Genomic DNA, 25,711 nt, shown 5'->3' on the forward strand with positions numbered 1-25,711 from the left:
GACAAATCGCCCGCCGCCATGAATTCTGTCGATCACAGCATCAGCCCCTGGAGGCAGGCCCGTGGGCCTGCCCGCCGGATGATGATGATCGCGTGGTTCTCTGCATCTGCCAGCCTCTGTGTGCCGGGGATTATTCCCTTTATCCCTGGCATGGGTGGCACGGCCTGCGCTGTGACACCGGATTTCGGGAAGGGCTTTGACCTCTTGTTTGAGCTGGGCCTTCAGGAGCTTCCTGCCGACCGCTGGGAGTATCGTGAGATCGAGGGCGTGGGCAGCCGGGAGATTCTCCCCAGTTCAGGCATGGATAACATCCGGGCCGTCGTCACTGAATTGGAGAACACGTACACCCGGGGCTGGGCAGATAAGACGACCGGAGAGCCCGGCAAACCAGAGCTGTTGGTGTGGGATGGCTGGCAGATCCATGACAGCACCCAACTGGTGCACTCATGGGGTGAACCCAGGCGGATCAGTCTGCTGCCGGCAGATGAGAGGGCCGACGCCCAGGCTCTGGCGAAAGGGCTGCAAGCCATCGCGACCTCCAAGCCAGTCAGAGAAAACCTCCTGTACAGCTCGGATACGATTGTTTCCTTCTTGTTCCGGGCCGCCCAATATCACCGACGGGGATACAAGGCCGAGGCCGAAGCGGCCGCACAGGCCTTGTTTGCCATCGTGCCCCGTCAAGACCGACTGCTCGATCTGGCCGTGCAGACTCTCGCGGGTCAGCAATACCAGAAGGCATTGGACAAGTTTTCCGGAACCCGGGACTGGCAGACGCTGGACACCGATCTCAAACGGCTCCTGCAAACCTACAGCCGGGGCTGGCCCAGTCGTCCCTTGGTGGAGAGGTTGCAACAGTCCGTCCAAAAGCGCCTGTCCTCGCCGCAGATACCAGCCCTCGTTCACGCTTCATCTCTCACTCCTGAACAACAGGCGTGGTGGGTCTCCGTGACAGACGGGCCACCTCCAAAGAAGCAAGGCGCCACGGAGCCGGAACCTGAAGAGTACCCTTACGGTATGAACTACCTGGGCGAGCAATGGCTGACTGGAGTGAGAATGGCGGCCAATCCCGAGGGTTTTAATGATCTCGAAAAGCAAAAGGACTCCCTGCCCGCTTGGCAACGCGCCGTCCTGGATAAGGACTGGGACTGGATCACCGTGATTGCAGCCGGCCTGGGGGATGACGTCTTGGTGGGACAACGCCTTCCCTCTTACGATCCCTATGAGCCCGGCTTCGAATTCAAAGCCGATCCTCCGGAGCTGACCGAAGAGGAAATCAATGACCAATGGAACATCTTCTTTCGTCCGCAAACGAGAGGTGAACTGGCACGTGCTTTCATCGAGACCATCGTTCCTTTCCATGAAGAGGAAGGCGAGAGTTTACCAACGGATCTGGCAGAGCTTCGTGAGCTGGCGCTCAATACGGCCAAAGACATCCACGGTAAGACTCCAGTGGAAGTGGCCAAATACTATCTAGAGGTTGGCACCATCGATCAAAAATCTGAGGCATTGTCAGGCATCATCCGGAATGGGAACGATGCGGACCTTGATCTTGCTACCACGATCATTCTCTCGCAGCCGACTCGGTATTTTCAACATTTTTCGGACCTTGTGCACCGCCGAAAGTCCGCTGCGCGGCCAGCAATTGCCCAGTTCCGCAAGGCGCTGACAGCAGAGGAGCTTGATCACGATCCTGATGGCAACGCAAAAACTAGCTCTGGTCGCCATCGCGAACACTTTGAAGCTCTCGAAATTGTGGCTTCGGGACGAACGATTGCCACGGTGATCGAAGATTACGTGATGGGCAAAGTACCTGACGCAAGACTCTCGCAAGAGCTCCGCACCGTGGTCGTCTCAGTAAGAGAGAAGGAGTCGTTGCCGGACCTGGGTCTGGAGGCAGTTACCCGTCTCCCGAAGGGCGATGGCACACGTAAGTGGCATCTGATTCAGAATACCATAGAGTATTCGCGGGAACTCACTGAGGCCCGATGCCGGGACCTTCTCCGAATCATCCAGGAGGATGGCAATGCCCCGGTGATCCATGAGAATGGAGGCTCACGTCCGCTTTCCGATCAAATCTACTGGCTGGCGAATCTCTTTGAAGACTATGGGCGGACAAGTTTTGTCGCGGAGGTCTATCGGTTCGATCCTGACGATCTCTGGCCATTGTGGATTGAGCACGGCAAGGCCTCTCTCGAAGGCAGGCCCCTGCCCCCTCTCCCTTCTGCCGGGGATGTGCCCGCCCCTCGTCTCCAGGAAATTCTCCAGGCCATCCCGAGCCGGATCACGAAGGGGTGGCCTGAGTACCTGCACACGCTCTCGCTGGCGGAGAAACTGGCTCTTCAAAAGGAGCTTCGCCAGTCGGGAGTCCCGCCAGAGTGGTGCCCCTTGGCACTCCGCGTCACCAAGGTGACTGGTTCGTCGCCCGAGTTGGAGAAGTGGGCTCCGATTCAGTCCGCCTTGGGCAAGCCTCTTGACGGAGCTATCATGGCCTCCCTGGCCGAGGCCACTCGTACTCGCATGCTTCAACGAGAGGGACAGGAAATCGGCGTCACCCTTCACCTCAGCCCACTGCCACTGCTACAGGGCTGGCAGATCGAGGTTGAGACCTATTCCCCAACTGATCTGGATAGACCCAACCTGAATCTCCCTCGTACAATGGAGTGGATTCAGAAATTCGAGGGCCAGTTTGGCGCTCCTTCTGGCATCCAAGGTTGCGCCTGGCTCCGCTGGCCTCAGAACCGTCGGGAACAAACCCTCTTCCACTGGCATCTCGATGCCGACCGCCGATGGCAAAACTGGACCTCGGCTGAATATCCCGGGCTGGGTGGCCCAGCGCAGGAGGGCAATGTGATTCCCGAAACTCAAATGAATGCCGCTCTCGACGAACGTCTTCGTACCTGGAACCCCACCGAATTGAATTTTTGGATGGAAGCCAGTGCGCTCAGGCCCGCTGCGCGGGAGACAGAAGACTCGAAGACGAAAGACAAAAGACCTGAGGAACACCCCTGACCATGAACGCCGCGTCCATCTCTCCTGAGCCGCCTAAAGGCGGAACTCCAACCCTCTCCGCTGCCCCTTCATGGTTGGAGCACCGACTTTAGGCGGCTCAGGAAACCATCACCCTTTTCCCTCTTCCCTTAACCCTTTCCCCTCTCCTTACCAATGTCTGAAACAACCGACGCGGCCTTTGCCGCACAATGGGAACGCGCCAAAGACGCCGCTGCACGGGTGCGCCGTGAACTTGCCCGTGTCATCGTGGGGCAGGACGAGATCCAGGAGCAGATGCTGGTCTCCCTGCTCTGCCGTGGGCACTGTCTGATCGTGGGCGTGCCTGGCCTGGCCAAGACGCTGCTGGTCAGCACGCTGGCGCAGGCACTGGGGCTGAAGTTTCATCGAATCCAGTTCACGCCAGATCTCATGCCCACCGACATCGTGGGCAGTGAGGTGCTGCAGAGCGATGCGGGCGGGGTGCGCAAATTCGAGTTCACCCCTGGTCCCGTGTTTGCCAATCTGCTCCTGGCAGATGAGATCAACCGCACCCCTCCCAAGACGCAGGCCGCGCTGCTGGAGGCCATGCAGGAGAAACAGGTCACAGTGGCCGGGGTGACCCGTCGGCTGGAGGAACCGTTCCTGGTGTTCGCCACGCAGAACCCAGTGGAGCATGAGGGCACCTATCCGCTGCCGGAGGCGCAACTCGACCGCTTCTTCTTCAATCTCAAGATCGGCTACCCCACTCTGGAGCAGGAGGCAGATGTGGTGCGCCGCACCACAGGCCGCAACCAGGATGTCGCCGAGAAGGTGCTGGATGCCGCCGGCGTGCTGGACCTGCAAAAGGTGGCGGTGGAAGTGCCTCTGCCCGACTCCGTACTGCAAGCCATCCTGAAACTCACGCACAGCACCCGCCCTGAATCCCCTCTGGCCGATGAATACGTGAAACGCTACGTCGAATGGGGCGCCGGCCCGCGTGCCTCACAGAACCTCGCCCGCGCCGCCCGCGCCCTGGCCCTGCTGCGTGGCCAGGCCACCGCCTCCATCGAGGAAGTTCGCGAGGTTGCCCTGCCCGTGCTGCGGCATCGCATCATCCCGAACTATCAGGCCACGGGAGATGGGGTGAGTACGGAGGACATTGTGAAGAACCTGTTGGCGAAGATTTGAGGGGGGGAGGAAGGATGCAGTGAAAAGTTGAGAGTAAAAAGTGATAAGCGGAACTCCTGCCATTCACGATTCCTCGAACCCAGAAAATCCAAAATCCAAAATCCAAAATCCAAAATCCAAAATCAAGCTTCACCGTCCCGCATGCGGGACGGAACTCCAACCCTCTCCGCTCCGACTTCATGGTTGGAGTTCCGCCTTTAGGCGGCTCAGTCTGCTCATCCTTAAGCGATCCATTCCTTGAAACATTCCTCCTCATCCAAATACCTGAGTGCCGAAGACGCCCGTGCTTTGCGCGCGATGGCCTTTGCGCCGCGCATGCTGGTGGAGGGGCATCATTCCGGGAAGCACCGCTCGCGCTGGCGGGGGGCTTCGATGGAGTTTCATGAGTTTCGCCCCTACACTCCGGGCGATGCGCCGCATCTGGTGGACTGGCGGGTGTTTGCGCGCACGGACCGGTTTTACCTGAAGACCTTTGAGCAGGAGACGCGGCTGGAGTGCCATCTCTTTGTGGACAGCAGCGCGTCCATGGGTTTTCCGGAGGAGCCGGGGGCGATGACGAAGCTGGACTGGGCCTCGCACCTGGCGGCGTGCCTGGCTTATCTAGTCACCCTGCGGCAGGATCGCGTGTCGCTCACGCTGTTTGATGCCACGATCCGTCAGCACCTGCCCCCCGGTGCCACCCGCGGCCACCTGCAACAGATCCTGCATGCGCTGGAGCAGAATGCCCCGGGGCAGAAGACCTCACTCTCTGCCGCACTGGAGCGGGCGCTGCCCCTGCTCAAGCACAAGGCCACGCTGGTGGTGGTGAGTGATTTCCTCGATGACCCGGCGGCTGTCTTCCGCGCCCTGGGGGCGTATTTGCACCGCGGCTTCCGCGTCTTCCTCTTTCAGGTGCTCACGCCGCAGGAACTTCTGCTGCCGGACACCGCCTACCGCCGTTACGTGGACATGGAGACTGCCACCGCCCTTCCCGTGCATCCCTCGGCGGTTCGTGCCGCCTACCAGCGCGAGCTGGAGGAGCACCACCGCCGCCTGTCCCAGCTCAGCGCCCGCCGGGGTGTGGAGTTTGTACAAGCCCGCACTGACCAGCCCTGGCTGGACCACCTGAGGAGGCTCACACGATGAATTTTAGCATCGGCTGGTTGCAACCCGGGCTGCTCTGGCTCGCCGCCTTTGCGGCGGCACCGGTCATCGTCCACCTCGTCTCCCGCATCCGCCCGCCGGAGCGGCGCTTCCCCACGGTGGAGTTCCTCCGCCGGGCCATGAGCCGCACCTTCCGCTGGCGGCGTCCGCAGGACTGGCTGCTGCTGGCGCTGCGCACCCTGGCCGTGGCCGCCCTCGCACTGTGCTTTCCTCTACCCGTGCTTGTGGGAGGTCGGAACCTGGCCCAGAGCAGCGAGGGCAAGCACCTCATGCTGGTGGTGGACCGCTCCGCCTCCATGGCCGCCAGCGGCGACGGGCAGTCCCGCTTTGCCCTGGCCGTGGCCCGCGCGGTGGAGATCCTCCGCTCCGCCGGTCGCGTTGAGTCCTTGAACCTCGTGTGGCTGGATGCACAGCCGGACGCGGTCTTCCCCGATATGGGCCGCAGCCGGGAGCGGCTGGAGGAGGTGCTGCGAGCCGCCAATGTCTCGGGTCAACGCGGCGATGTGCCCGGGGCCCTGCGTCTGGCGCTGGAGCGGCTGGAGAAGCTGCCCGGGGCCAAGGAGATGTATGTGCTCTCTGACCTTCAGGCGACCACCTGGCGGGAGACCCTGCCCACTGCACCGAAGGACGTGCAGGTCTTCAAGGTGAAGCTCGGCACCGATGCGCCCAACCTGGCCCTCAGCGGCCTGGAGACCCAGCCGGTGGAACCGCTGCCGGGCGAGAACGTGCAGGCTCTGGCGCGGGTGAAGAACTTTTCCCCCGAGGCCCGGATTGCCACCGTGGCGTTCTCTCTGGGGGATGCCCGCTCCACCCGTCAGGTGGAGGTGCAGCCCTGGGGTGAGGCCCAGGTGGGCCTGAACCTCCCCATCACGGAGGTGGGCAGTTTTGTCGTCCGCGCCTCCTTGCAGGGTTCGGAGGATCGCTTCTCCATGGATGACCAGCGTGCCATTGTGCGCCGTGCGAGAGAGGGGCTCAAGGTGGGCGTCCTGCCCACAGCCTTGGCCTCGGAGGAACGCGAGGTCTGGCAGCGCGCCTTGGGAGCCCTGCCGTGGGCCAATGTCCAGCAGGGAGCCGTGGCAGACCTGGGCAGCACGTGTGAAATCCTTGTGGCGGGCGACTCGGGAGAGGAAACAACCAAAGCCGTGCAGGAGGTCCTGCGTCGCGGCGGCACCGTGTTGTACCGGCCCCTGGCCGCTCCCTGGCAGCCCGGTCCGGTTGGCAGGGGTCAACCCGCCCTGACAGCCTCTCTTGAGAAGACCCCGACGGACGCCCCGTGGCATCTGCGCATTGCCAATGAGAAGGCGGAGGTCTTCCAGCTCTTCAGCACCGGGGAATTCGGCGATCCCGCCCGCGGTCTCTTTCATCAACGCGCCCGCCTCGCTGGAGGGGCGGATGATCTCAAGGGCTGGGACCTGACCATGGCCTACAGTGACGGCATGCCTGCGCTGGCCCGTAAAAAGGTGGACCAGGGGGCCGTCTGGTGGTGGAATCTTCCCATGGCCCCTGGCGCATCCACCTGGGCGGGCGAGTCCGCTTTCCTCCCCTTTCTGGGGGAGGTGATCCTCCAGAGCCGTCCCGTCACTTCCCTCCCGCCTGGCACAGAGGTGCAACCTGGCCAGTCCGCCGCGTGGTCCCCCGCCCGCCTGCTGGAAGGCGGCACGGTGAAACTAATGGACCAGGCCGATGCTGTAGTACCGGTGCAGGAGGATCTGCAAACGGGCGGCCAGCGCTACTTCACCGTCCGCCCGCTCGAGCCCGGCCTCTACCGCTGGCTCATTGTGCAGGAGAACCAGGGCGGCACCGGCCATGTGGTGGCCCATACGGCCGTGAACGTGCCGGAGGAAGAGATGGACCTGCGTACCCTGGCACCGGAGGCGGTGCCCTTCGGCGAGACTCTCGTCACCGGCAACGCCGCCAGCCTCAGCTTCGCCCAGCTCCGCGATGGCGTGCCTCTCTGGCCCTGGCTTCTGGTCACAGCGACGGTCGCGTTTCTCCTGGAGTCCCTGCTGCTCGCTTGGTGGCAAAAAACTCCAACTGACAAACTTCAAACTTCAACCGCTGCCTGACCCCTGCCCACCCCGCGCAGTCCCACTGAATTACCGAATCACTGAATCACTGATCCACCCCGAAATGACCTTCCTCCCGACACTCCCTCTTCCTGTGCTGCTCGTAGGCGGCTTGCTGCTGCTGGCGGCTGCGGCCTGGCTGGCATGGAGGGGGGCAGGCACTTGCAGTCCGCGGGTGAGACTGGGGCTGACCGTCCTGCGGGTGCTGGGGCTGCTGGTGCTTCTGTTGGTGGCGGCCAATCCGGGCCGATGGCTTACCGAAGGCGAGCAAGAGACGCCGGGGTATGCTCTGCTGCTGGATCGCAGCGCGAGCATGGCGGTGGCGGATGGCCAGCCAGAGCAGAACAACGGCAAGACCCGCTGGGAGGTTGCATCCGGGGCGGCGCAAGAGTGGATCAAGGCCTCCAAACACCCGGAGAGGGTGGAGCTGCACCCCTTTGCGGTCGATCTGGAGCCCGCGGTTGACTCCAAAACCCTGGGCGGCCCCAATGCCATCAAACCCGATGGCGCTGGCAGCGAGATCGCCCGATCCCTGGCCCGCCTGCTGGAACGCGCCGCTTCTGAAAATCAGCGCTGGGAGGGCGTGGTGCTGCTCTCTGACGGACGCGAAACCGCCGCTGTGGACACCGCCTACCAGGACGCCGTGGGCCGGGCCCGGGCCCTGGGCATCAAGGTACACACGCTGGCGGTGGGCGGCCCTGTCTTCCGGAAGGATCTGGCCCTGCAGGTCGTGCGTCGCCAGATCGTGGCCTATCCGGGACAGGCGGCCTCTGTGCAGGTCAATGTCTCGAACCGCGGCTTCGGCGCAGTGAAGCCGGTCGTGCGCGTGCTGGACGCCGCGGGTGCCGAGGTGGCCCGCGCCACCGCCACGCTCAAGGCCAATGCCACGGCCGCCCTCACCCTGGCCCTGCCCGAAGCAGCGACTGAAGGCGAGTACGCAGTGAAGATGGACCTGTGGGAGGGCGATGAGGTTCCCGCCAACAACACCGACCGCTGCCGCCTGCGCCGTCTTACCAGCCGCTCCCGCGTCTTCCTGGTGGAGGGCGCGCCTTATTGGGACACGAAGTTCCTCGCGCAGCTCCTGCGTGGCCAGGGCCTCATGGAGGTCGAGGCCGTGTACCGCCTGCGCCCGGATCGATTCTACCGCGTGGTCAGCTCCGATGACCGGAAGCTGGAGGAGACGAGCAAGATCTTCCCCGCCAACCAGGCCGAGCTGGGGCAGTATGATCTGGTGGTCTTTGGCAAGAGCGCGGAGTGCTTCCTCACCCCGCAGCGGGTGGAGATGCTGCGTGCCTTTGTGCGGGACCAGGGCGGGGCGGTGCTCTTCTCCCGCGGCAAGCCATGGGCGGGCGACTACCAGGAACTCTCCTTCCTCGAACCCGGACGCTGGGGTGAGGAGGCCGGGGCGGAGTATGGCTTCCTGCCCACCCTGGAGGGGGAGGAGGTGGGCCTCTTCGGCGAGCGTCTGCCCCAGCCCAAGGACGAGCTCTGGCAGAAGCTGCCGCCGCTCAATGACGTGCGCTCCCTTAGCGAGCTGAAGCCCTTCACCCGGGTGCTGGCCATGGGCGAGCGCCGCGGGGGTGGGAACGGAGTGCCTCTGCTCCTGGCCCGCCGCTATGGACGCGGCATGGCCGCCACCCTCAATGGCGACGGCCTCTGGCGCTGGTCCTTCCAGCCCGGCAAACCGGATGCGCCGGAGCGGCAGAAGGAGTTCTGGCTCCAGCTCCTGCAGTGGGCCGCCACCTACTCGGAGTTCCTCCCGGGCGAGGATTATTCCCTGAAACTCAGCACCTCCTCCGTTGCCGCTGGTGCCACCGTGCGCGCCCGCATCGGCCAGCGCGGCGCGGCAGGCGGCACCCCGCCTCTGCTGGAATTGGTGGCAGGCAGCGAGGTAAAGCACCGCGTGCAGGCGACCAATCTGGGCGGCGATGAGACTGGCGGTGTCCAGTGGGGCGCGCTCATTGCCATGCGGGATCCAGGAGCTTACACCGTCCGCATCCAGGTGCCTGAGGGAGCCTCCGCGCCCAGCGCCCCCCTCACGGTGCTGGCCCCGCCCCAGGAATCGGACGAACTCAGTGCTGATCCCGCCTACCTTCAGAAGCTCTCGTCGGAGACCGGCGGTCAGGCCCTGCCCCTGACGCAGTGGCGCACGGCCCTGCAATCTCTGGAGCCCGATCACGTGCCGCTGCAGCTCGATGACGCCCGCTGGGATCCGCTCTGGAGCCGCTGGTGGATCCTTGCCATCGCCGTTCTCCTCCTCGGCACCGAGTGGGGCCTGCGCCGCCGGCTCGGCCTTTCGTGATGAGTCTTTTGTATCCTTGAACCCTTTCTCCTTCTCCAATCCATGGACGTCCCACAGGAACTTCGCGAGACACTGGCCCACTTCCGGGACCAGGTGCGCGCCCGGCTGCGACTCCGCGGCACCCTGGCACTGATCGCTGCCTGGGTCGGGCTGGCCATCCTCCTGGGCCTGCTGGATGCCTGGCTCAGCTTTGAAACCCAGGGCCGCACCGTTCTGGCCGCACTGCTGGGAGGCGCGGCTGTGGTGGGACTGCTGACAGTCTTCTGGCGCAGCCGACGGTTCACACTTCAGGATGCCGCTCAAAGGCTCGATGCCGTCACCGGTGATCCGCGTGGTCTCGCCAGCATTGGCTCCGACCTCTCTTCGCTCACGAAAGTCGCGGAAAAACGCGAAAGCTCGTCCCCCACTGCTCCGCCTGCTCTGCCCACTCTGGAGGGCTTTCTCACCCGCCGGGCCCTGGCGGAGGCCCTCTCCCGCCTGCGAGCCCTGCCGGAGGAGACGTTGACCTCCCGCATCCGGCTGCGGCCTGTCTGGGCACTGCTGGGCGCGGCTCTGGCGGTGGTCATCGCGCTGGCCATCTGGCAGCCCCGGGCGACCTCGCTCATCGCCCAGCGCCTGCTTCAGCCCGGTCGTGAGCTGCCGCCCTACAGCCGCTATGTGTTTGACCTCGATCCCTCCCAGCCCCGCGTCATTTATGGGAAGGCCCTCTCGCTGGCCGCGGAGATCACCGGCGCCCCGGTGGAGGGCGTGGAGGTGCAACTGCTCACCCGCAGTGCAAGAAGCTCCCAGGTGGACCGCCTGCCAGTCTACCGCGAGGCAGGGCAACGATTTGCCCAGAAGCTGGAAGGGGTGACCACCCCGCTGGAGGTGGCCTTTGCCATCGGCCGTGCCCGCTCCGCCTGGGTGCCGGTGGAGATCCTCTGGCAGCCGCAGCTGGAGCGCTCTGAGGTGACCATCACCCCGCCGCGCTATGCCGGTCGCAAGACAGTGCCCGGCACCCTCACGGGGGAAATCCAGGGACTGCGGGGCTCAGAGGTGCACCTGCGCCTGAGCAGCAACCGCCCGCTCTCCGGCGGCCTCCTGGAAGCCAGAGTTGAAGGAAACAACGAAGTGGTGGAGAAGGTGGACGGCACCCCGCTGCGGGGAGATCCCCGCACGGTCGAGTTCCGCTGGACCATCAGCCGCGACTGCCGCTGGACGGTGGATCTGCGGGACATCCGCGGCACCCGTATGGCGGAGCCGGTCCGCTTCGTCCAGCGTCTGGTGCCAGATGAGAAGCCCGCCATCGATCTCCTCGCCCCCGGCCCCTTTGCCATGGCCACCCCCTCCAGCGCGGTCAAGCTGCAATGGCAGGTGTCGGATGACATCGGCCTAGACCGCGCCTCCTGGGTGCGTACGGCGGATGGCTTCCGCGATCGCGCCACCGCCCTGCCCGGGGTGGGTGGGGAGCGTTCCGTGGAGGTGCAGCGCGAAATCCAGCTCACGAACCTGGGCGTGAGCCCCGGGCAGACTCTGGAGTTCCTCCTGGAGGCCCGCGACCGCAACCCCAGCCTCATGGGTGTAAGCTCCTCGACCCCGGTGAAGGTGAAGATCATCTCCGAGGAGGAATACGCCGAGCAGATCCGCGTGCGCACCAGCATCGAGGAGTTCGCCGCCCGCTATCAGGTCCTCCGCGATACGCTGGATGCGGCAGCCAAGGCGCTGGATGAACTGGCCGAGGCCGCCCGCTCTGGCGATCGCACCAAGATCGAGGCCGCCCGCCAACGTGCTCTCAACAAGCAGAAGCAGGCTGCGGAGTGGTTTGGCGACTTTGCCGATGACTTCCCGGCCTTCGCCACGGACAAGGAGCTGTCCGAACTCTCCGGTGATCTGCAGGAGGAACTGGAGAAGAATGCCAAGGATCTGGAAGGCCAGTCTGGCTGGGACAACCCCGCCAAGGCCGAGGAACTGGCCAAACAGATGCGGGAGCGCCTCCAGGCCGGCTCTGACAAGCTCGATGAGCAAAAGGAAATGGCAGACGAGTTTGCCAAGATCGCCTCCGTCGCGGAGATGGCTGCCGAGCTCCAGGCCATCCACCAGGAGCAGCGGGAGGTTTCAGAAACCCTGGCTCGCATCGCGGAGGAGATCGCCGTCGGCATGACTAACAACCGCCACAAGGTGGGTGAGCTGCGCCAGCGGCAGCTGCGCAATGAGGAACGGCTCCGCGAGGTCGAGGAAAAACTGCCCGAGCGCCTCGCCCAGCTCCCGGAATCCGCCGCCAAGCTCAAGGAAGGCGCGGAGAAAGTGCTGGAGGGGCTCAAGAACTTCGACGTGGCCAAGCAGATGGGCGACGCCGTGACCAAGATCGGCAAAGGGGACCTGCTCGGTGCCAGCAACGACTCCCTGCTCGCCCGCGGCAATCTGGACCAGATCCTGAGCCAGCCGGACAATCCTTTCTGTGACATGTGCCAGGGCAACATGCCCGGCGGCATGGGCAGCGGCGGTGCCGGTCAGCAGGAAGCGCTGGCTCAGATGATGGGGGCTCTGAAACGCCGTGCGCAGGGCGAAGGCCAGGGCCAGGGGCCCAACTCCAAAGGCGGCATCGGCGAAGGCGGCCAGGGTTTCGGTGCCAAGGGCGGCAGCGGCTCCAGCATGGCTGGCACCCAGCTTCCCGTGCCCTTGATCGGTCCGCCCAGGCTCCAGCTCAACGGTCCCAAATCACTCGGCAGCACCGGGGACAAATCTGGCGACGGGCGAGCCAGCGGCAGTGCCACGAGCCAGCCAGAAACCGCGTCCAACACCCTCCCGGGCGCCACCGTGCCCAACGCCAAAGGCTCCGGCCCCAGCCTGGACGAAGTGCCCATGAAGTACCGGGAGGCGGTGAAGAATTACTTTTCGCGAGAAGGTGGTAGCGAGGCGGGTGGAAGTCAGGGGGAAGGCGGGAGCGGAAAGAAGTAAAAAGTTACGAGTCAAAAGTGAAAAGTGGAATGCAGCCATGACTCCTCGAACCTTCCATCTCAGACCTCAGTGTTGGAGTTCCGATCCCGCATGCGGGACGGCTCCGTCCGCCCCACCCAGCACATCTCATCTCCCAGGACCAACCAAAAACTAAGAACGACGAACCAAGAACTCAATCCCCTGCCTGGTCCCATGAAAACTCTCCTATCCATCTTAACCCTCACGCTGACACTGGCCGTCTCCAGTTCCGCCAAAGAAGGCATCGTGCAGTGCGGCAATCTTATCTATGGCGGAGGGAAGACCTCCACCTGCTTCAGCGATGAATTCCTGAGCTCCGTGCAGAAGGAGACGAGCATCGCCACGGACCGGCGTTTCCGCCCGGTGAAACTGGCGGGCGACGAGCTCTTTGAGTTCCCCTTTGTGGTCATGACGGGTGAGGGTGACTTCAGCCTGACGCCAAAGGAGCGGGAGAACCTGAAACGCTTCCTCACCAATGGCGGCTTTCTGCTGGCCTCAGCCGGCTGCTCGAATGCGGAGTGGAACGCCTCCTTCCGCCGGGAGATGAAGACGATTTTCGGCAAAGAGGTCTTCAACAAGCTGGAGATGAAGCACCCGGTCTTCAACACGGTGTTTCCTGTGAACGATCTGGGGCTGAAGAAGAGCGACGGCCACTCCGCACTGGAGGGCTTTGAGCACGAAGGCCGTCTCGTGGTGGTGTACTCGCCCGATGGTCTGAACAACACGGCCAATGCCCCCGGCTGTTGCTGCTGTGGCGGCAACGAGATCGCGAACAGCCTTCAGCTTAATGTGAACATCCTTGCCTATGCCCTGCTGCACTGACAGCATCCGCCCCGCGTGGCCTCCTCTCCTGCTTGCCGCCGCTTTGATGCTGTGGCCGGGCACCGGCGTGACTGCGCCCGTGAAGCCGCCCCCTGCAGGATCCGGCGGCACGGCCGCCACTGCCACTCCCCAGCCCACGGAGGATCTGGACTGGGCCGCCATGGCCCGCGGTCTGGGCAAGATGGAGACCCGCACGGCCACGCTGGATGAGCTGCGCACCGTACAGCCCTTTCCCGCTGCTGCCTGGGTCGCCCTCCTGGACCACGCTGACCTCGCCGTAAGGCTGGGTGCCCTGGAGGTTTTGGAAGATCTGGCCGGCAATGACCAGGGCTATGATGCCTGGCAGACCGACCCCGCTGAGCGGGCCGAGTCGCTCCAGCGTTGGCGCACCTGGGCCTCCACCGGCGCAGGCAAGGGCACGAATGTGGCTGCCGCGGCCAACCTCCAACCGGAGCAGCTTCAAGACTATCTCCAGGACATCCTGGGTGGCGATGCCAGCAAGGTGGAGCGCGCCATGAGCCGCCTGCACCCCTATGCCCCACAGGCCATCGGAGCCATTGAAAATTTCCTCGCCTCCCAGAAGTCCCTCCAGGAGGGAGCCAAAGGCCGCTTGAAGGAGGCGCAATACCGCCTGCTGCTGGAAAGCAGCGCCGTGCCCGATGCGCCGCGCCTGGCCCGCATGCTGATCTTTGGCAATCGGGACGAACGGGTGGAAGGCATGGAGGGCATCTCCGGTGCTGGCAAGCGCGTGCTGCCGATCGTACGGGAGATGCTGGGCGACCGCGAAGCCCTGGTGCGGGAGCGCGCCGTGGACCTGCTTTTCCAGACGAATCACAAGCCCGCCCTGGCCATCATCGAGACGCATCTGAAGACCGAGAAGGATGCAAACGTGATCCATGCCGCCATCCGCGGCTTTGGCAAGGTGGAGTCCGCCATCTCCACACGACTGCTCGTGGGTTTCCTGAACCACGAGAACGAAGACCTCGTCTCGGCAGCATTGCTGTCCCTCAGCCTCCAGAGCGGGGCTGCCCGCAATGCCAAGCCTCAAATCGTGGCCTGCCTCAAGCACCCCAGCTGGCGGGTGCGGGCTGCAGCGTTGCAATGCGCGACGAAGGCCAGCCTCGGCAATCTGGGGGACGATGCCCTGAACTTGCTCAAGGACAGCGACAGCTTCGTGCGTCAGGCCGCCGTCATCGCCATCGCTGCGAGTGCCCGCGAGAGCGCCAGTGATTCCTTTGGCTCCTCCGGCTTGCTGGGCATGGTGCGCAAGGCCACGGGCGGGGAAAAGAGAGATGCAACCACCGCTCTGAGCGAGGCTTTTGCCGCAGATGACGAGCTCAAGGGCGTGGTGCTGAAGGCCTTTGCGACCATGCAGAGGCCGGTGCCGGACAAGATCCTGGAACAGTTCCCCAAGCTCTCTCCGGAACTCCTCGCCTTCGGCCTGACGAGTGTGAACCCTCGTGGGGACAAGGAGATCGAACTCCTGTTGCGCTACGGCCGGGATCCCAACCCGGACATCGCCTGCGCCGCCCTGCGTGTACTGGCGAAACACTGCAATGACACTCCCAGCGCTCAGCCGATCCTCATTGAAGTGCTGAGCGGCACCGACCGCGCCCGTCAAGAGGCGGTGCTGGACCAGCTCAACACCCCATACAAGGCGCTCACCGCGCCACGCCAGGTGCTGGAAAAGAGGCTTCAGGAAATCACGGCAGACGTCACCCTGCCAGTCGCACCCGCGCCGGCCCCGACTCCGGGGAACTCCCAGTCCTCTTCGGTCCCCGCGGCCGACCCGATGAGCCGGTTGTACGCCGCCTTTGCGAGCAGTGACACCTCGAACTCGTCCCCCGGCACTCCGGCTACCCCCTCGGGTCCCGCTCCTGCTACAGGTGCAGAGGCAAATGCAGCCGCAAGCCCGGACAAGCTGGTGGATCGTCTGCACGCTGCATTCCTTGGTTCCGGCCCTGACACGACGGCACCTGCTGCGACACAGCCTCCGCCTCCGACGCCTGGTGCAGAGCCCCCTGCCACCACCGGGAAGCCGGCCACCGGGCCCGTCACGCCTGCTGCCGCCACCGGGCCGCCCAAGAGCACCATCGAGGCGATGGACCGCCTGGCCGCATCCGCGGACAAGCCGTCTGGAGAAACGCCCGACCTGCCGCTGATGGCAGCGTACAAGCTGGTGGAAGGCGGCAGCTCAAAAGGGGCCGCCCACTTCCTCCGCTGGTGGCCGCACCTCAACGTCCAGCACCGGGCCGGTCTGGCAGACTTGCTCAGTCGCAATCCCCAGCCGGGTTCGCTCGATATCTGGCAGCGTCTCCTGCGGGATCCCTCCCGGGAGATCCGGCGCAAGGCCGTTGAGAGCGCCTTTTACGAGGAGAAGGTCCCCTCCCCCATCAAGCTCGTTTTCCTCGAACTCATGCGGCGCGATGCCGTGCTGGAGGCCGCGGATGTCTACCAGTCCCGCCTGGAGAGCATGGTCTCAGACCGCGAGTCCCGCGGCATGGTCTCCGAGCAGGCCCGGGTGTTGATCAATGACTCCCGCGTGGACCGCCAGGTTCTGGCCGCCATCATGCTGCGCGAGCGCACCAAGGCCGCGGACACGGAGCTCCTGGAGCGCACCTCCGCCTCCCCCCACTTCTGGGTGCGCCGCGCCGCTGTGCGAAGCCTCGGCCAAGGGGGCAAACGCACGCTGGAGGCCCACCTTCCCGTCTTGACCAAGGACCCCTCCGCATGGGTGCGGGAGGCCACCGCCTCCGCCCTTGGTGACGGCACCTGGCCCTGGGAGCACCACTTTGATGACAACACCGCAGTGGAAGATGAGGGGAACAGTTATTTCACCGACTCCTCTTCCAGCCGTCGTCTCTCAGAGCCCGCCCAGGCGGCCCTGCGGGAGCTGGCCAAGGACAGGGAGGAGCGTGTGCGGCTCGCAGCGCTCTCGGGCCTGCTGGTGAGCCGTGAGGAGATTCATCTGCCCACCTACCTGGACCTCTTTGACCATGCGGCCAACCGCAAGGAGCTCGCGAAGATGCTCACCTCCTTCGTGGAGAGGAACTACACCAAGCTGGGCAAGGGTCTCGCCCCGTTGCTGGAGCGCATGGACTGGAAGCATGTGAACGAGACGCAGGTGGAAGCCATCCAGAAGCACTTCGGCACCCTGGGCAAGGACACGCTTACCGAGTTCACCGCGTACGTAGCCGAAGCTGGAAAGGCGGGCACACTCCTGGCGAATGCCGGCCAACCCCAGTTCACCCCGGAAAGCAGTGACGCCACGGACGAATCCCCCTCCGTGGATTTTGAGAAGGCCCCGGTGACCGTGCTGTTCTTCCACAACCCCGGTTGTCACGAGTGCGAGAAGGTGCGCAAGGAGCTCGCCTCCCTGGGCAGGCAGTACACCGGCCTGAAGGTTCAAGAACACAACATCCGCGAGACGGAGGCGGTGATCCTCTATGAGGTGCTCTCCCAGCGCTTCAACGTGCCCCCGGCCGACCGCCTGAAGACGCCCGCTGTTTTCCTCCAGAACGGGGTGTTCATCACCGAGCAGATCAACCGCCCCACCCTGGCCAGTGCGATTCGCGATGTGGCGGAGACGGGTGAGACCGACGTGTGGCACCAGACCCAAACTCAGGATCTAGCCCTGGCCAAAGAAGAGGTGCAGCAGCGCGTGCACACCCTGCAGCCGGCCGTGATCTTCTTTGCCGGGCTGCTGGATGGGGTGAACCCCTGTGCCTTTGCCACCATTATCTTCCTGCTCTCCTATCTTCAGGTGGCCAAGCGCACCTCTCGGGAGATCCTCCTGGTGGGCATGGCCTTCATCTGCGGAGTGTTCATCACCTACTTCGTGCTCGGCCTCGGCCTGGTGGAGGTGGTGAGCCGCCTCACCGCTCTGCAGACCATTGGTACTATTGTGAACTGGATCCTCGCGCTGGGCTGTCTCGTGGTGGCTGTGCTGAGCTGGCGGGATGCCCGCCTCGCGAGCCAGGGGCGTCTGCAAGACATGTCGCTCCAGCTCCCTGGGTTTTTGAAAGAACGCATCCGCGGTGTCATCCGCACCGGCACCCGCGTGAACCGATTTGTCATCGCCGCCTTCGGTGCTGGAGCGGTCATCAGCGTCCTGGAACTGGCCTGCACCGGCCAGGTCTATCTGCCCACGATTGTCTATGCCATGAAGTCCGGAGCGTCCAACGCGACCGGATTCCTGCTCCTGTACAACCTCGCGTTCATTGTCCCGCTTGCCACCGTCTTCGGCCTGGCCTGGGGAGGTCTGCGCAGCGATGCGCTGATCCGCTTCCAACATCGCCATACGGCCAAGGTGAAGTATGCCCTGGCGCTGTTGTTCGGCGTGTTGTTTGTGGTGCTGGCGACGAGTGGGAGACTGTAGGTTCGGTGGATCGGTGATTCAGAAGCGCGATGAGGGAGAGGTTGGAGGCTGCTGGCTGTTGAGGTGCAACACCTGGCCCCGCTTGCGGGGCCAAGTGTTGAAGATCAGGGGTGGGAAGCCTGCATAGTCGGCCTGAGATGTCTGGGGGACGTGCGACTGACGTTCCCGGCAAGATGCCGGAAACAGCACGCAAGATGCGTGCGCTCCCCAATCTGCCTAGCCACTACCTTGCAGGTCCCCACTCATAAAACAGCCGGCAGCTCTCCACCACCTCCTCCTGACCATCTCCAGGGATTCGCGTTACCACCTCGAACTGCCAGCCGGTGAACTGAAAAACGGGCTCCCATGCCAGTTTCAGAACATACCTCATCTGACCTTCTCCCCACGATGAGATTCCCCAGCCGTTCTTTCCGCTTTCGATGCGGAACGCCTCCCGGATCGGCGCGAAGCGCTCGCCCTTGAGCAGAATCCCGGCATTCATCAGCTTGATCAAATGGGTCACCTGGCTGGTCTCCAGCGATTCAAAGAGCTCAGCGATCTGCCCGGCAAAGAACGTCATCGCTTTCTTGTCCTCGAAATGGGACAGTTCCCCCAGCAGATCAAGATACTGCTGCCGATCCTGTTGCACCGTTCGCGCATAGCTCCGGAGCAGCCATCGCCGGCATTCATCGGAGGATTTCTCGGGCAGCGGTTCTTTGGCTTCTGCCAGTCTCATCGCGGCTGCACCTCCCGTTTCCCAAAACCGAATCACCACCTGCTCTGGGAAAGGAGGCTCAGAGACAAGCTGCACTACCCAGTCACCCATCAGACTGTCCTTTGCGGGGACCAGATACCACGTGCGTTCCACGCCTTCGCGCAGGGGTTCTTCGAATCCCATCAGGTGGGTGATCGCGCGTTCGCCGGGAGAAGCAAGGTCGCGGCGAATCAGCATCGCCAGCTTGGAAGCCAGTTCACAGCCTACGGTCTGTGAACGCTTCCACGCGGTGTACTCAACCTGTTTCGAGCGGTAAGAAGCCTCCTTTAGCGCCTCCAGTTGGAGCCGACGATGCTCGCGGAACAACCGGACATCTGGATAGATCATGACGCCACCGTCGCTACCATGGATGATTTCAGGGTCTGGAAGCGAAGGCTTTTGGGCGAATGAACCCGTGACGCACTGGAGCGCGAAGATGACGGCGAGCAGAATCGGCCAACGGGTTGCGCCATGGGGTTTCATCCTGCTGATGTAAATCGAAAAGCAGGTGGGAAGTCAATCCTGCTAGCGCACGGTACATGGGAGATGGGACGCCGACAGATGGCCAGGTGTTGGGGGTTAGGAGTGGGGGGCACGTCGTATTGGCCTGAGACGCCGGAGGAACGCCCGACGGAAGTTCCCGGCAGGATGCTGGAAGCGTGCGCTCCCCGAGCTTCCCCAAGCTCCCGCAAGCCTCAATGCGTTCCCACTTCCCATCCAGCCGCAACACCTTGACTACTGACGCACTGCCCACTGACGCACTGGTTCCCGCCCACTGACGCACTGGCTAAGACCTGAGCTTCTTCAGCTTCCCGGCTGCCAGGCCATACAACACCACGGGAGCGAGTGCGCTTAACGCCACGGCCAAACCTGGACGATCATGCCCCAAGTCACCGATGGCGGCGAAGGTGAATCCCAGGGGCACGGTGCCGCACAGTAGGCTCACCCAGAATCTGCGCCAGGACATGCCGGTGAGACCGGCCAGGCAGGCCACTGCTTCTGGCAACACGGGCATCCAGCGGGACAAGGCGACAATCCAGCCCCCCTTATTTCCTTGAAACACCTTCTCGCCTTTCTTCAGCCCGTCGTCGCCCGCCAGCCAGAGGGCGGCGCGATGGCCGAAGAGGCGGCAGAGCCAGTAGGCCACGATCCCGGAAAGCGCGGACCCGGCAATGCTGGCGACACCGCCCCAGAACCAGCCGTACACCAGGCCCAGGGCAGACATCACCACGGTGCCGGGCACGGGCAAAACAAGATCCCCCACCAGCAGGACGACGCCACCCACCCAGGCCCAGGGGCCCAGAGATTCCATCCAACGGCGGGCACCTTCCAGGGAAAACGTTTCCTCAAACCACTGACCCCAGATGCAGAAGGGCAGGATGATCAACACCAGCAACACCACGGCCAGCAGCCAGAAGCGCGAACGATGCGGGGCACGGGCGGGCGGATCTCCAGCCATGGCGGTGTGATGTCGTCAGGCGCCCACCGTCGGTTTCACCTGCACCAGACGCTCGAGGTGCTTTGCCAGCATGTCGAACTCCAGGTTCACCCGATGGCCTTCCTGTTTATCAGGCAGGTGGGTGACGGCATGGGTGTGCGGTGTGATCCAGAAAGTCATGCGATCAGGCTGCAGATCCGCAATGGTGAGGCTGATGCCGTCCACACAGATGGAGCCCTTGTGCACCACGAGGTGGGCCCACTCCAGGGCGAGGCCCACGGTGAACTGATGATCCATGCCCACTTTTTTCAACGTGAGGATGGGCGCGGTGGTATCCACATGCCCCTGCACAAAGTGGCCGCTGAGCCGGTCACCCAGGCGCAGCGCCCGTTCCAGATTCACGAGGCTGCCTTCCTTGAGCTCACCCAGGCTGGTGACCTTCAAGGTCTCGATCAGCAGGTCAAACGCCGCCGTCTGGGCCGCCCCGTCGAACTCCGTCACAGTCAGGCAGCAGCCGTTCACCGCCACACTTTCCCCGAGGGTGAGCTCGGCCGCCATCGGCCCCACCTGCAACACCAGACGCGCCCCGCCTTCACGGAAGACGATGCTCTGAACAGTACCAACGATTTCAACAATGCCTGTAAACATAAACAAACGGAACTACGACAACAACGGGGATGAGGAAGACGAACTTTCCTGAACCCTCCACCTAACCCATGAGCGGGCTGCGCAGGATCAGCAGGATGAGGATGCATACGACCGTGGGCAGCAGGGCGGCCAGGGCAAGTTTCCCCGGCTGGACATTTCCCGCAAAGTGATGGCCCAAAAGACTCTGCCCGGCCGGGTTGGGCGCGTTGGCAATCACCGTCATGCCCCCGGCGGCCACCGCTCCGGCCACCACGGCGTATTTGGCGAAGTCCCCCAATCCAGGAGCCTGCGCGGCCAGGTAGGTGATGGCGGCATTGTCGTTAAACATCGTGAGCACGGCCGCGCCCAGCAGCAGGCCCCACTCCGGCAGATTGGCGCTGGTGAGGAGCGGCTCAATCCACCAGGACTGGCACCGCCCATGCACGATGAGCGCCCCCAGGAAGAAGCCCACCAGCAGCGGGGACCGCAGGGAGACGGGGCTCTGGTGGTGACGTGTGGCTTCCACGAACCCGAGGAAGAACAGGAATCCGCCGATGAAGAGGGCCGGGTAGTGATTGGTAAAAACCGTCCAGGCCAGGAAGAACAGGTGCACGGCCGTCACCTCCCGCGGCACGGGTTCCTCCACCCTGTCATCCACCCTGGCCCGGGCACTGGCTGAGGCGAGCGACCGCAGTTCCTTGCGGAACACGAGGAAATACGCGGCGTTGTTGATGAGGATGGCCACGACCATCTTCCAGCCAATGTTGCCGAAGACGATGGCGGTGTCCCACTTCCACGGGGCCGCCACCATGAGGATGGGCGGCGCGGCAAAGTGCGTGAGAGTGCCCCCCACGCTGATGTTTACGAAGAGCAGTCCGAGGGTGCCGTAGGCGAGCTTGCGGCTTGGTGCCAGGGAATACAGACGCTGGGAGAGCAGCAGGGCGGCCAGAGTCATCGCGGCGGGCTCGGTGATGAGGGAGCCCATGAGGGGTGCCACCGTCAGGATGGCCAGCCACCACGCTGCAGGCGTGCTCTGCCTCAGGGCCGCGACCCGGCCGATACAGGCCTCGGCGAACTTCACCACCGGACGGGAGGCGGCAATGGCCATGATCACGATCACGAAGAGCGGCTCCGTGAAATTCACATCGTGGCCGAGGTAGTTCCGTAGATCCGCCCACCCGTGGAAGTACAGGGCCGTCCCGGCGAGGGCCACGATCCAGAGGCCGAAGACGGCCTCCACCTCGCCAAAGAAATGCAGCGTGACCGCCCAGAAAGAGACTCTCTCCGTGTCCTCGCCGTGTTTGGCCAGATGCCGCTTTTCCAGATCATGCGCCCACTCCCGGAAAATCCCGGCCACAAAGGTGTGCATGACCGCCAGGACGAAGATGATGGTGGCGGCCACGTTGAACGGCTCCTGGGCCGCCCGCTCCTTGATCATCTGCCATGCGCCTGCACCCTCTGCATGCTCGTACAGGGACAGCGGCTTGGGGAAGTGGGAGAACTGCGGGTGCCCTTCATAGACCGGGGCCCCCTCCTCCTCCGCCCATCCGGTGCCCAGAAATGCGAAAAGGAACAGGACGATGGTGGTCCACTTCCCGAACGGACGCATCAGAGAGAGGGATGGGTTTCTCATGGAATAACAGGAGCGCCCTGCCCTCCCACCGTCAACCAAAGTCGGCCCGGAAGGGTGCGAAACCCGTTGCACCCCTTCACCCCTGCGCTAGGTAGAATCGTATCCTATTGCCCACCATGGAAAACGTCATCATCATCGGCACCGGCTGCGCTGGCTATACCGCAGCCATCTACACCGCACGCGCCAATCTGACCCCGCTGCTCCTCTCTGGCAGCCAGCCCGGAGGCCAGCTCACGACCACGACCGACGTCGAGAACTTCCCCGGCTTCCCCGAGGGCATTATGGGTCCGGATCTGATGATGAAAATGCAGGCCCAGGCCGAGAAATTCGGCGCCCGCATTGAGTACTCCCAGGTGGAGAAGGTGGAAAAGACCCCTGAAGGGCACTTCGATCTCACCATGGGCGACGGCAAAGTCATCCAGTCCAAGACGGTGATCGTGGCCACTGGTGCCTCCCCCCGCCACCTGGGCCTGCCCAATGAGAAATCCCTCATCGGCCGCGGCCTCACGAGCTGCGCCACCTGCGACGGTGCCTTCTACCGCAACGTCCCGGTCGCCGTCATCGGCGGCGGCGATTCTGCCGCGGAGGAAGCCAACTTCCTGACCCGCTTCGCCAGCACGGTGTACCTCATCCACCGCCGCGAGGAACTCCGCGCCTCCAAGATCATGGCCGACCGCGTGCTGGCCAACCCGAAGGTGAAACCCATCTGGAACAGCACCGTCAGCGAGTACCTCACCGATGAAAAAGGTGAAATGCGCGCCGTGACGCTCAAAAACCTCGTCACCGGCGAGGAGAACGAGCTGGAACTGAAGTGCGTGTTCGTCGCCATCGGCCACGTGCCCAATACCCAGTTCCTTAATGGTTCCGTGACCACGGATGAAAATGGCTACATCGTCCAGAGCGAAGGCACCCGGACGAACATCCCCGGCCTCTTCGCCGCCGGCGACGTGGCCGACCACGTGTACCGTCAGGCCATCACCGCTGCCGGCCAGGGTTGCGCCGCTGCGCTCGAGGCTGAGCGCTATCTGGCCCACTGATCCTGCTACGCAGAAGACAGAAGACCAACGACTTGATGAAGCGCGGGGCGTGATGTCCCCGCGCTTTTTTTATGGCCTGATTGTTTGGAAAAGTACGCGTGATACAATCCATCTGACCACTGGGAGCGCAAATACACATCTTCATACCGCCAATCTTCGCGAAGCGGGCGAATCACGCGCGACGCTTTCACGAGTTCACCCGGTTTCACATCAAGACATCAAACCTCATTTCGCTCTCCAAGTTCCGTCTCATGCTTACATCAGTGCGCAAGTCAAAGTGGGATGCTTGGTGGGTGGATGTCCTGATGGCGATTCTCATCTTCGCCAGCGCCCAGGCCATCGTGCTGGGAGCCGGGCACGGCGTTGGCCTCATGGGCAGCCTGCTGCTTGAGGCCCCCCTCCAGATACTGCTCCCGTTTTGGGGAGGGCATCTCTACACCTCAGCGCTCCTGATTGCAGGCAGCCCCAGCCCCCGCCGGGTGAAGCGGTTTGTCCGGCTGCTCTGCGTGGCGGCGGGATTTGGGTACACCCTGTTCTTTATCAGTCTTTCTGACATCCCGGAAATAACCGCCGTGAGCTCCGCACCAGTGATGCTGGCGCTGCTGATCCTCACCGGGATATCGTGCGGATCTGAATTCGCTCATCAACAGCGGAGGCGGAGATCGCGGCAGGGTCCGGGGGAGATGTAGAGGGGACGGCAGGGTGGAGGCGAAACGTTTATTTCATAAACCTCGTTGCGATGAAGGTGTGGCGGGAGTGGTTTGTAGTTCAAATTTTAGTCTGCCTCAGAAGGTCTGTCGCAAACTGAGCTGACCGAAGTCGGTACTCCAACAATGCGGCCGCAAGGGGGGCGGACGATGGGTAGCTTGGGGCGTGAACCGGCGGGACGCCGGTCGCACGCACCGGCTGGAAGCTGGTGTCACCGAAACGCCGCTTCGGAGACACTGTATGGAATACAGACTTTAGTCTGCCTCAGTTCAGAAAGGCCCGCATGCGGGACGGGACTCCGTACAGCTTCGAGCTTCCAGTCCCAAATACCCCTGCCTCCAGTCTTCTGTCTTTCGTCTTGAAGTCTTTTGTCTCCCCGCATCGCGGGGCTAAGGGACCACCACAGGACGCTCCAGGATCTTCTCCTCGTTCTCGCCTTCAAACACCACGCGCACGCTGCTGATTTTCTCGCGGTGCTCAGGGTGGGACTCCACGATCCACTTCTGCACGAACTGCTCGATGTCTTTGCGAGCGGTTTCCTTGACCACGGGAACATGCTGCTTGGCGCGGCGCTCCAGTTCAGGGGTCAGATTCTTCTCGAGTTCCGCCAGGAGCTGGGCTCCATCGAAGCGGAACCAACCGTCCTCAGATCGCTTCTCCACGCCAGCGGTGTCGAACGCGACGGGCAGGCTGGGATAGATGGCTGGCACTTTCACCACGAGCACCTTGTCTTTGATCTGTGCACCCTTCAGTTCGGAGAGCTTCACATGAAAGCGGTAGGAGGCGGGCACCTTGATCTCGCTGGTGGAAGTGCCGAGGTACACCTTGCCCCAGGCGGCGAAGCGGGCATCGCTCTTGCTGAAGAGCTCCATCGTCTTCAGCGGGGAGGCTACTTCCAGCACATCGCCATGAGTGCGGCCAATATCCACCAGCACACTGCTGGCCTTGACGGTGGTCACGCGGCTCACAAAGCCGCCGGACCACTTGTCCACCATATCCCGGGCTGCACCGCCGACGACGAAGACCAGAATCCCCCCCATCACCACGAGCGTGATGAAAATGATCAAAAACGCCTTGAGGCAGCCCGACATGGACTGCGATTTGGGCGAGGAGCGCCGGGAATGGCTGGTGGCGTAGTTGCTCATGACCGATGGAACTCTACACGGTCAGGGCGGCCGTCTTTTCAGTCAAGCAGAAGGAAGGAAGACGTGTGGAGCAACAGGTGCAGTGCCACGCAGACACAAAAACTCCTGCCGGAGGAGTGGTCTTTGCCAGCAGCCTCGGGCAGGAGTTCATCAGGAAATAATCCAGGGTATCAGCGCAGCTGGCGGCCGCTGCCGTTGCCGCGGAACCAGTCATCCCGCTGACGACGGAGCTCCTCCAGCCGAGAGGCCACGAGGTCTTTGTCGCGTCCAGCCTGCTGGACAAAGTGGTTGTTGCTGCCATAGGCGCGCCAAGGCCCGTTGGGGACCTCGTCCACCTCGACAAAACGCCAGTCGATCTTTGTATTGGTCTTGAAGCCGAGGTAATCCCGGACCGCCGGGGAGACGTCGATGCCCGCCCCGTTGTTCTTGGGGTTGGTGGGCCGGCCATCGCCGAAGACGTAGTCCACGTCGTCGGTCAGGAAGGGGCCGCAGTCGCTCCACTGGGCGTAGCACACGCGGTCACCCGCGCGGATGGCGATCCAGCGGTCCCGGCAGACGGACTTGCCGGA

General features: G+C 63.4%; 15 protein-coding genes and 1 pseudogene. 10 read left to right on the forward strand and 6 right to left on the reverse strand.

Annotated elements, in window-relative coordinates; translation table 11 throughout:
• Positions 1–18 precede the first annotated feature (18 nt).
• The 8 genes from BV034_RS27325 to BV034_RS27360 all read left to right on the forward strand — a co-directional run bounded on the left by BV034_RS27325 (position 19) and on the right by BV034_RS27360 (position 17,821).
• A complete protein-coding gene (locus BV034_RS27325) occupies positions 19–3,009 on the forward strand; it encodes a hypothetical protein (RefSeq protein ID WP_265593540.1) in 2,991 nt (996 codons plus the stop codon).
• Positions 3,010–3,162: 153 nt separating this feature from the next.
• The gene (locus tag BV034_RS27330) at positions 3,163–4,155 is read left to right on the forward strand and encodes a MoxR family ATPase (protein WP_050030131.1); all 993 of its coding nucleotides are present in this window, start codon (positions 3,163–3,165) and stop codon (positions 4,153–4,155) included.
• A 237-nt stretch (positions 4,156–4,392) separates the two neighbouring features.
• Complete coding sequence (locus BV034_RS27335; protein ID WP_265593541.1) at positions 4,393–5,280, forward strand: DUF58 domain-containing protein; 888 nt, start codon at positions 4,393–4,395, stop codon at positions 5,278–5,280.
• Positions 5,277–7,364, forward strand: coding sequence for a BatA domain-containing protein (locus tag BV034_RS27340; protein ID WP_050030133.1), 2,088 nt, complete (start codon positions 5,277–5,279; stop codon positions 7,362–7,364). Before BV034_RS27335 ends, BV034_RS27340 begins: the two co-directional genes overlap by 4 nt.
• A gap of 64 nt (positions 7,365–7,428) precedes the next feature.
• Positions 7,429–9,666, forward strand: coding sequence for a hypothetical protein (locus tag BV034_RS27345; protein WP_050030134.1), 2,238 nt, complete (start codon positions 7,429–7,431; stop codon positions 9,664–9,666).
• 42 nt (positions 9,667–9,708) lie between these two features.
• A complete protein-coding gene (locus BV034_RS27350; protein WP_050030135.1) occupies positions 9,709–12,603 on the forward strand; it encodes a hypothetical protein in 2,895 nt (964 codons plus the stop codon).
• Between the two features lie 192 nt (positions 12,604–12,795).
• The gene (locus tag BV034_RS27355; protein WP_063768919.1) at positions 12,796–13,443 is read left to right on the forward strand and encodes a DUF4159 domain-containing protein; all 648 of its coding nucleotides are present in this window, start codon (positions 12,796–12,798) and stop codon (positions 13,441–13,443) included.
• Positions 13,427–17,821, forward strand: coding sequence for a cytochrome C biogenesis protein CcdA (locus tag BV034_RS27360; protein ID WP_050030137.1), 4,395 nt, complete (start codon positions 13,427–13,429; stop codon positions 17,819–17,821). The genes BV034_RS27355 and BV034_RS27360 overlap by 17 nt, the downstream gene beginning before the upstream one ends.
• Positions 17,822–18,044: 223 nt before the next feature.
• Here BV034_RS27360 and BV034_RS27365 read toward each other — a convergent pair whose 3' ends face one another.
• The 4 genes from BV034_RS27365 to BV034_RS27380 form a co-directional block, all read right to left on the reverse strand.
• The gene (locus tag BV034_RS27365; protein WP_050030138.1) at positions 18,045–19,037 is read right to left on the reverse strand and encodes a hypothetical protein; all 993 of its coding nucleotides are present in this window, start codon (positions 19,035–19,037) and stop codon (positions 18,045–18,047) included.
• Between the two features lie 304 nt (positions 19,038–19,341).
• On the reverse strand, positions 19,342–20,013 hold the full coding sequence (locus BV034_RS27370; protein WP_050030139.1) for a VTT domain-containing protein: 672 nt from the start codon (positions 20,011–20,013) through the stop codon (positions 19,342–19,344).
• A gap of 15 nt (positions 20,014–20,028) precedes the next feature.
• On the reverse strand, positions 20,029–20,640 hold the full coding sequence (locus BV034_RS27375) for a riboflavin synthase (protein WP_050030140.1): 612 nt from the start codon (positions 20,638–20,640) through the stop codon (positions 20,029–20,031).
• Between the two features lie 61 nt (positions 20,641–20,701).
• Entirely contained in the window at positions 20,702–22,252 is a 1,551-nt protein-coding gene (locus BV034_RS27380; protein WP_050030141.1) for a putative Na+/H+ antiporter, read from the reverse strand.
• A gap of 116 nt (positions 22,253–22,368) precedes the next feature.
• On the opposite strand from BV034_RS27380, the gene trxB reads away from it, so the two are divergent.
• Positions 22,369–23,289: a thioredoxin-disulfide reductase gene (gene trxB / locus BV034_RS27385; RefSeq protein WP_265593542.1), complete on the forward strand. Its 921-nt coding sequence runs from the start codon at positions 22,369–22,371 to the stop codon at positions 23,287–23,289.
• A 251-nt stretch (positions 23,290–23,540) separates the two neighbouring features.
• Positions 23,541–23,978, forward strand: a complete 438-nt coding sequence (locus tag BV034_RS27390; RefSeq protein ID WP_050030143.1) for a hypothetical protein — start codon at positions 23,541–23,543, stop codon at positions 23,976–23,978.
• Between the two features lie 408 nt (positions 23,979–24,386).
• Here the strand turns inward: BV034_RS27390 and BV034_RS27395 are convergent, their stop codons facing one another.
• A complete protein-coding gene (locus BV034_RS27395; RefSeq protein ID WP_050030144.1) occupies positions 24,387–25,142 on the reverse strand; it encodes a hypothetical protein in 756 nt (251 codons plus the stop codon).
• Positions 25,143–25,312: 170 nt separating this feature from the next.
• Positions 25,313–25,711 (reverse strand): annotated as a pseudogene (locus BV034_RS27400) (hypothetical protein); the annotation flags it as partial.

Origin of the sequence: Verrucomicrobium sp. BvORR034 (assembly GCF_000739635.1) — a bacterium.
Classification (GTDB): Bacteria; Verrucomicrobiota; Verrucomicrobiia; order Verrucomicrobiales; family Verrucomicrobiaceae; genus Verrucomicrobium.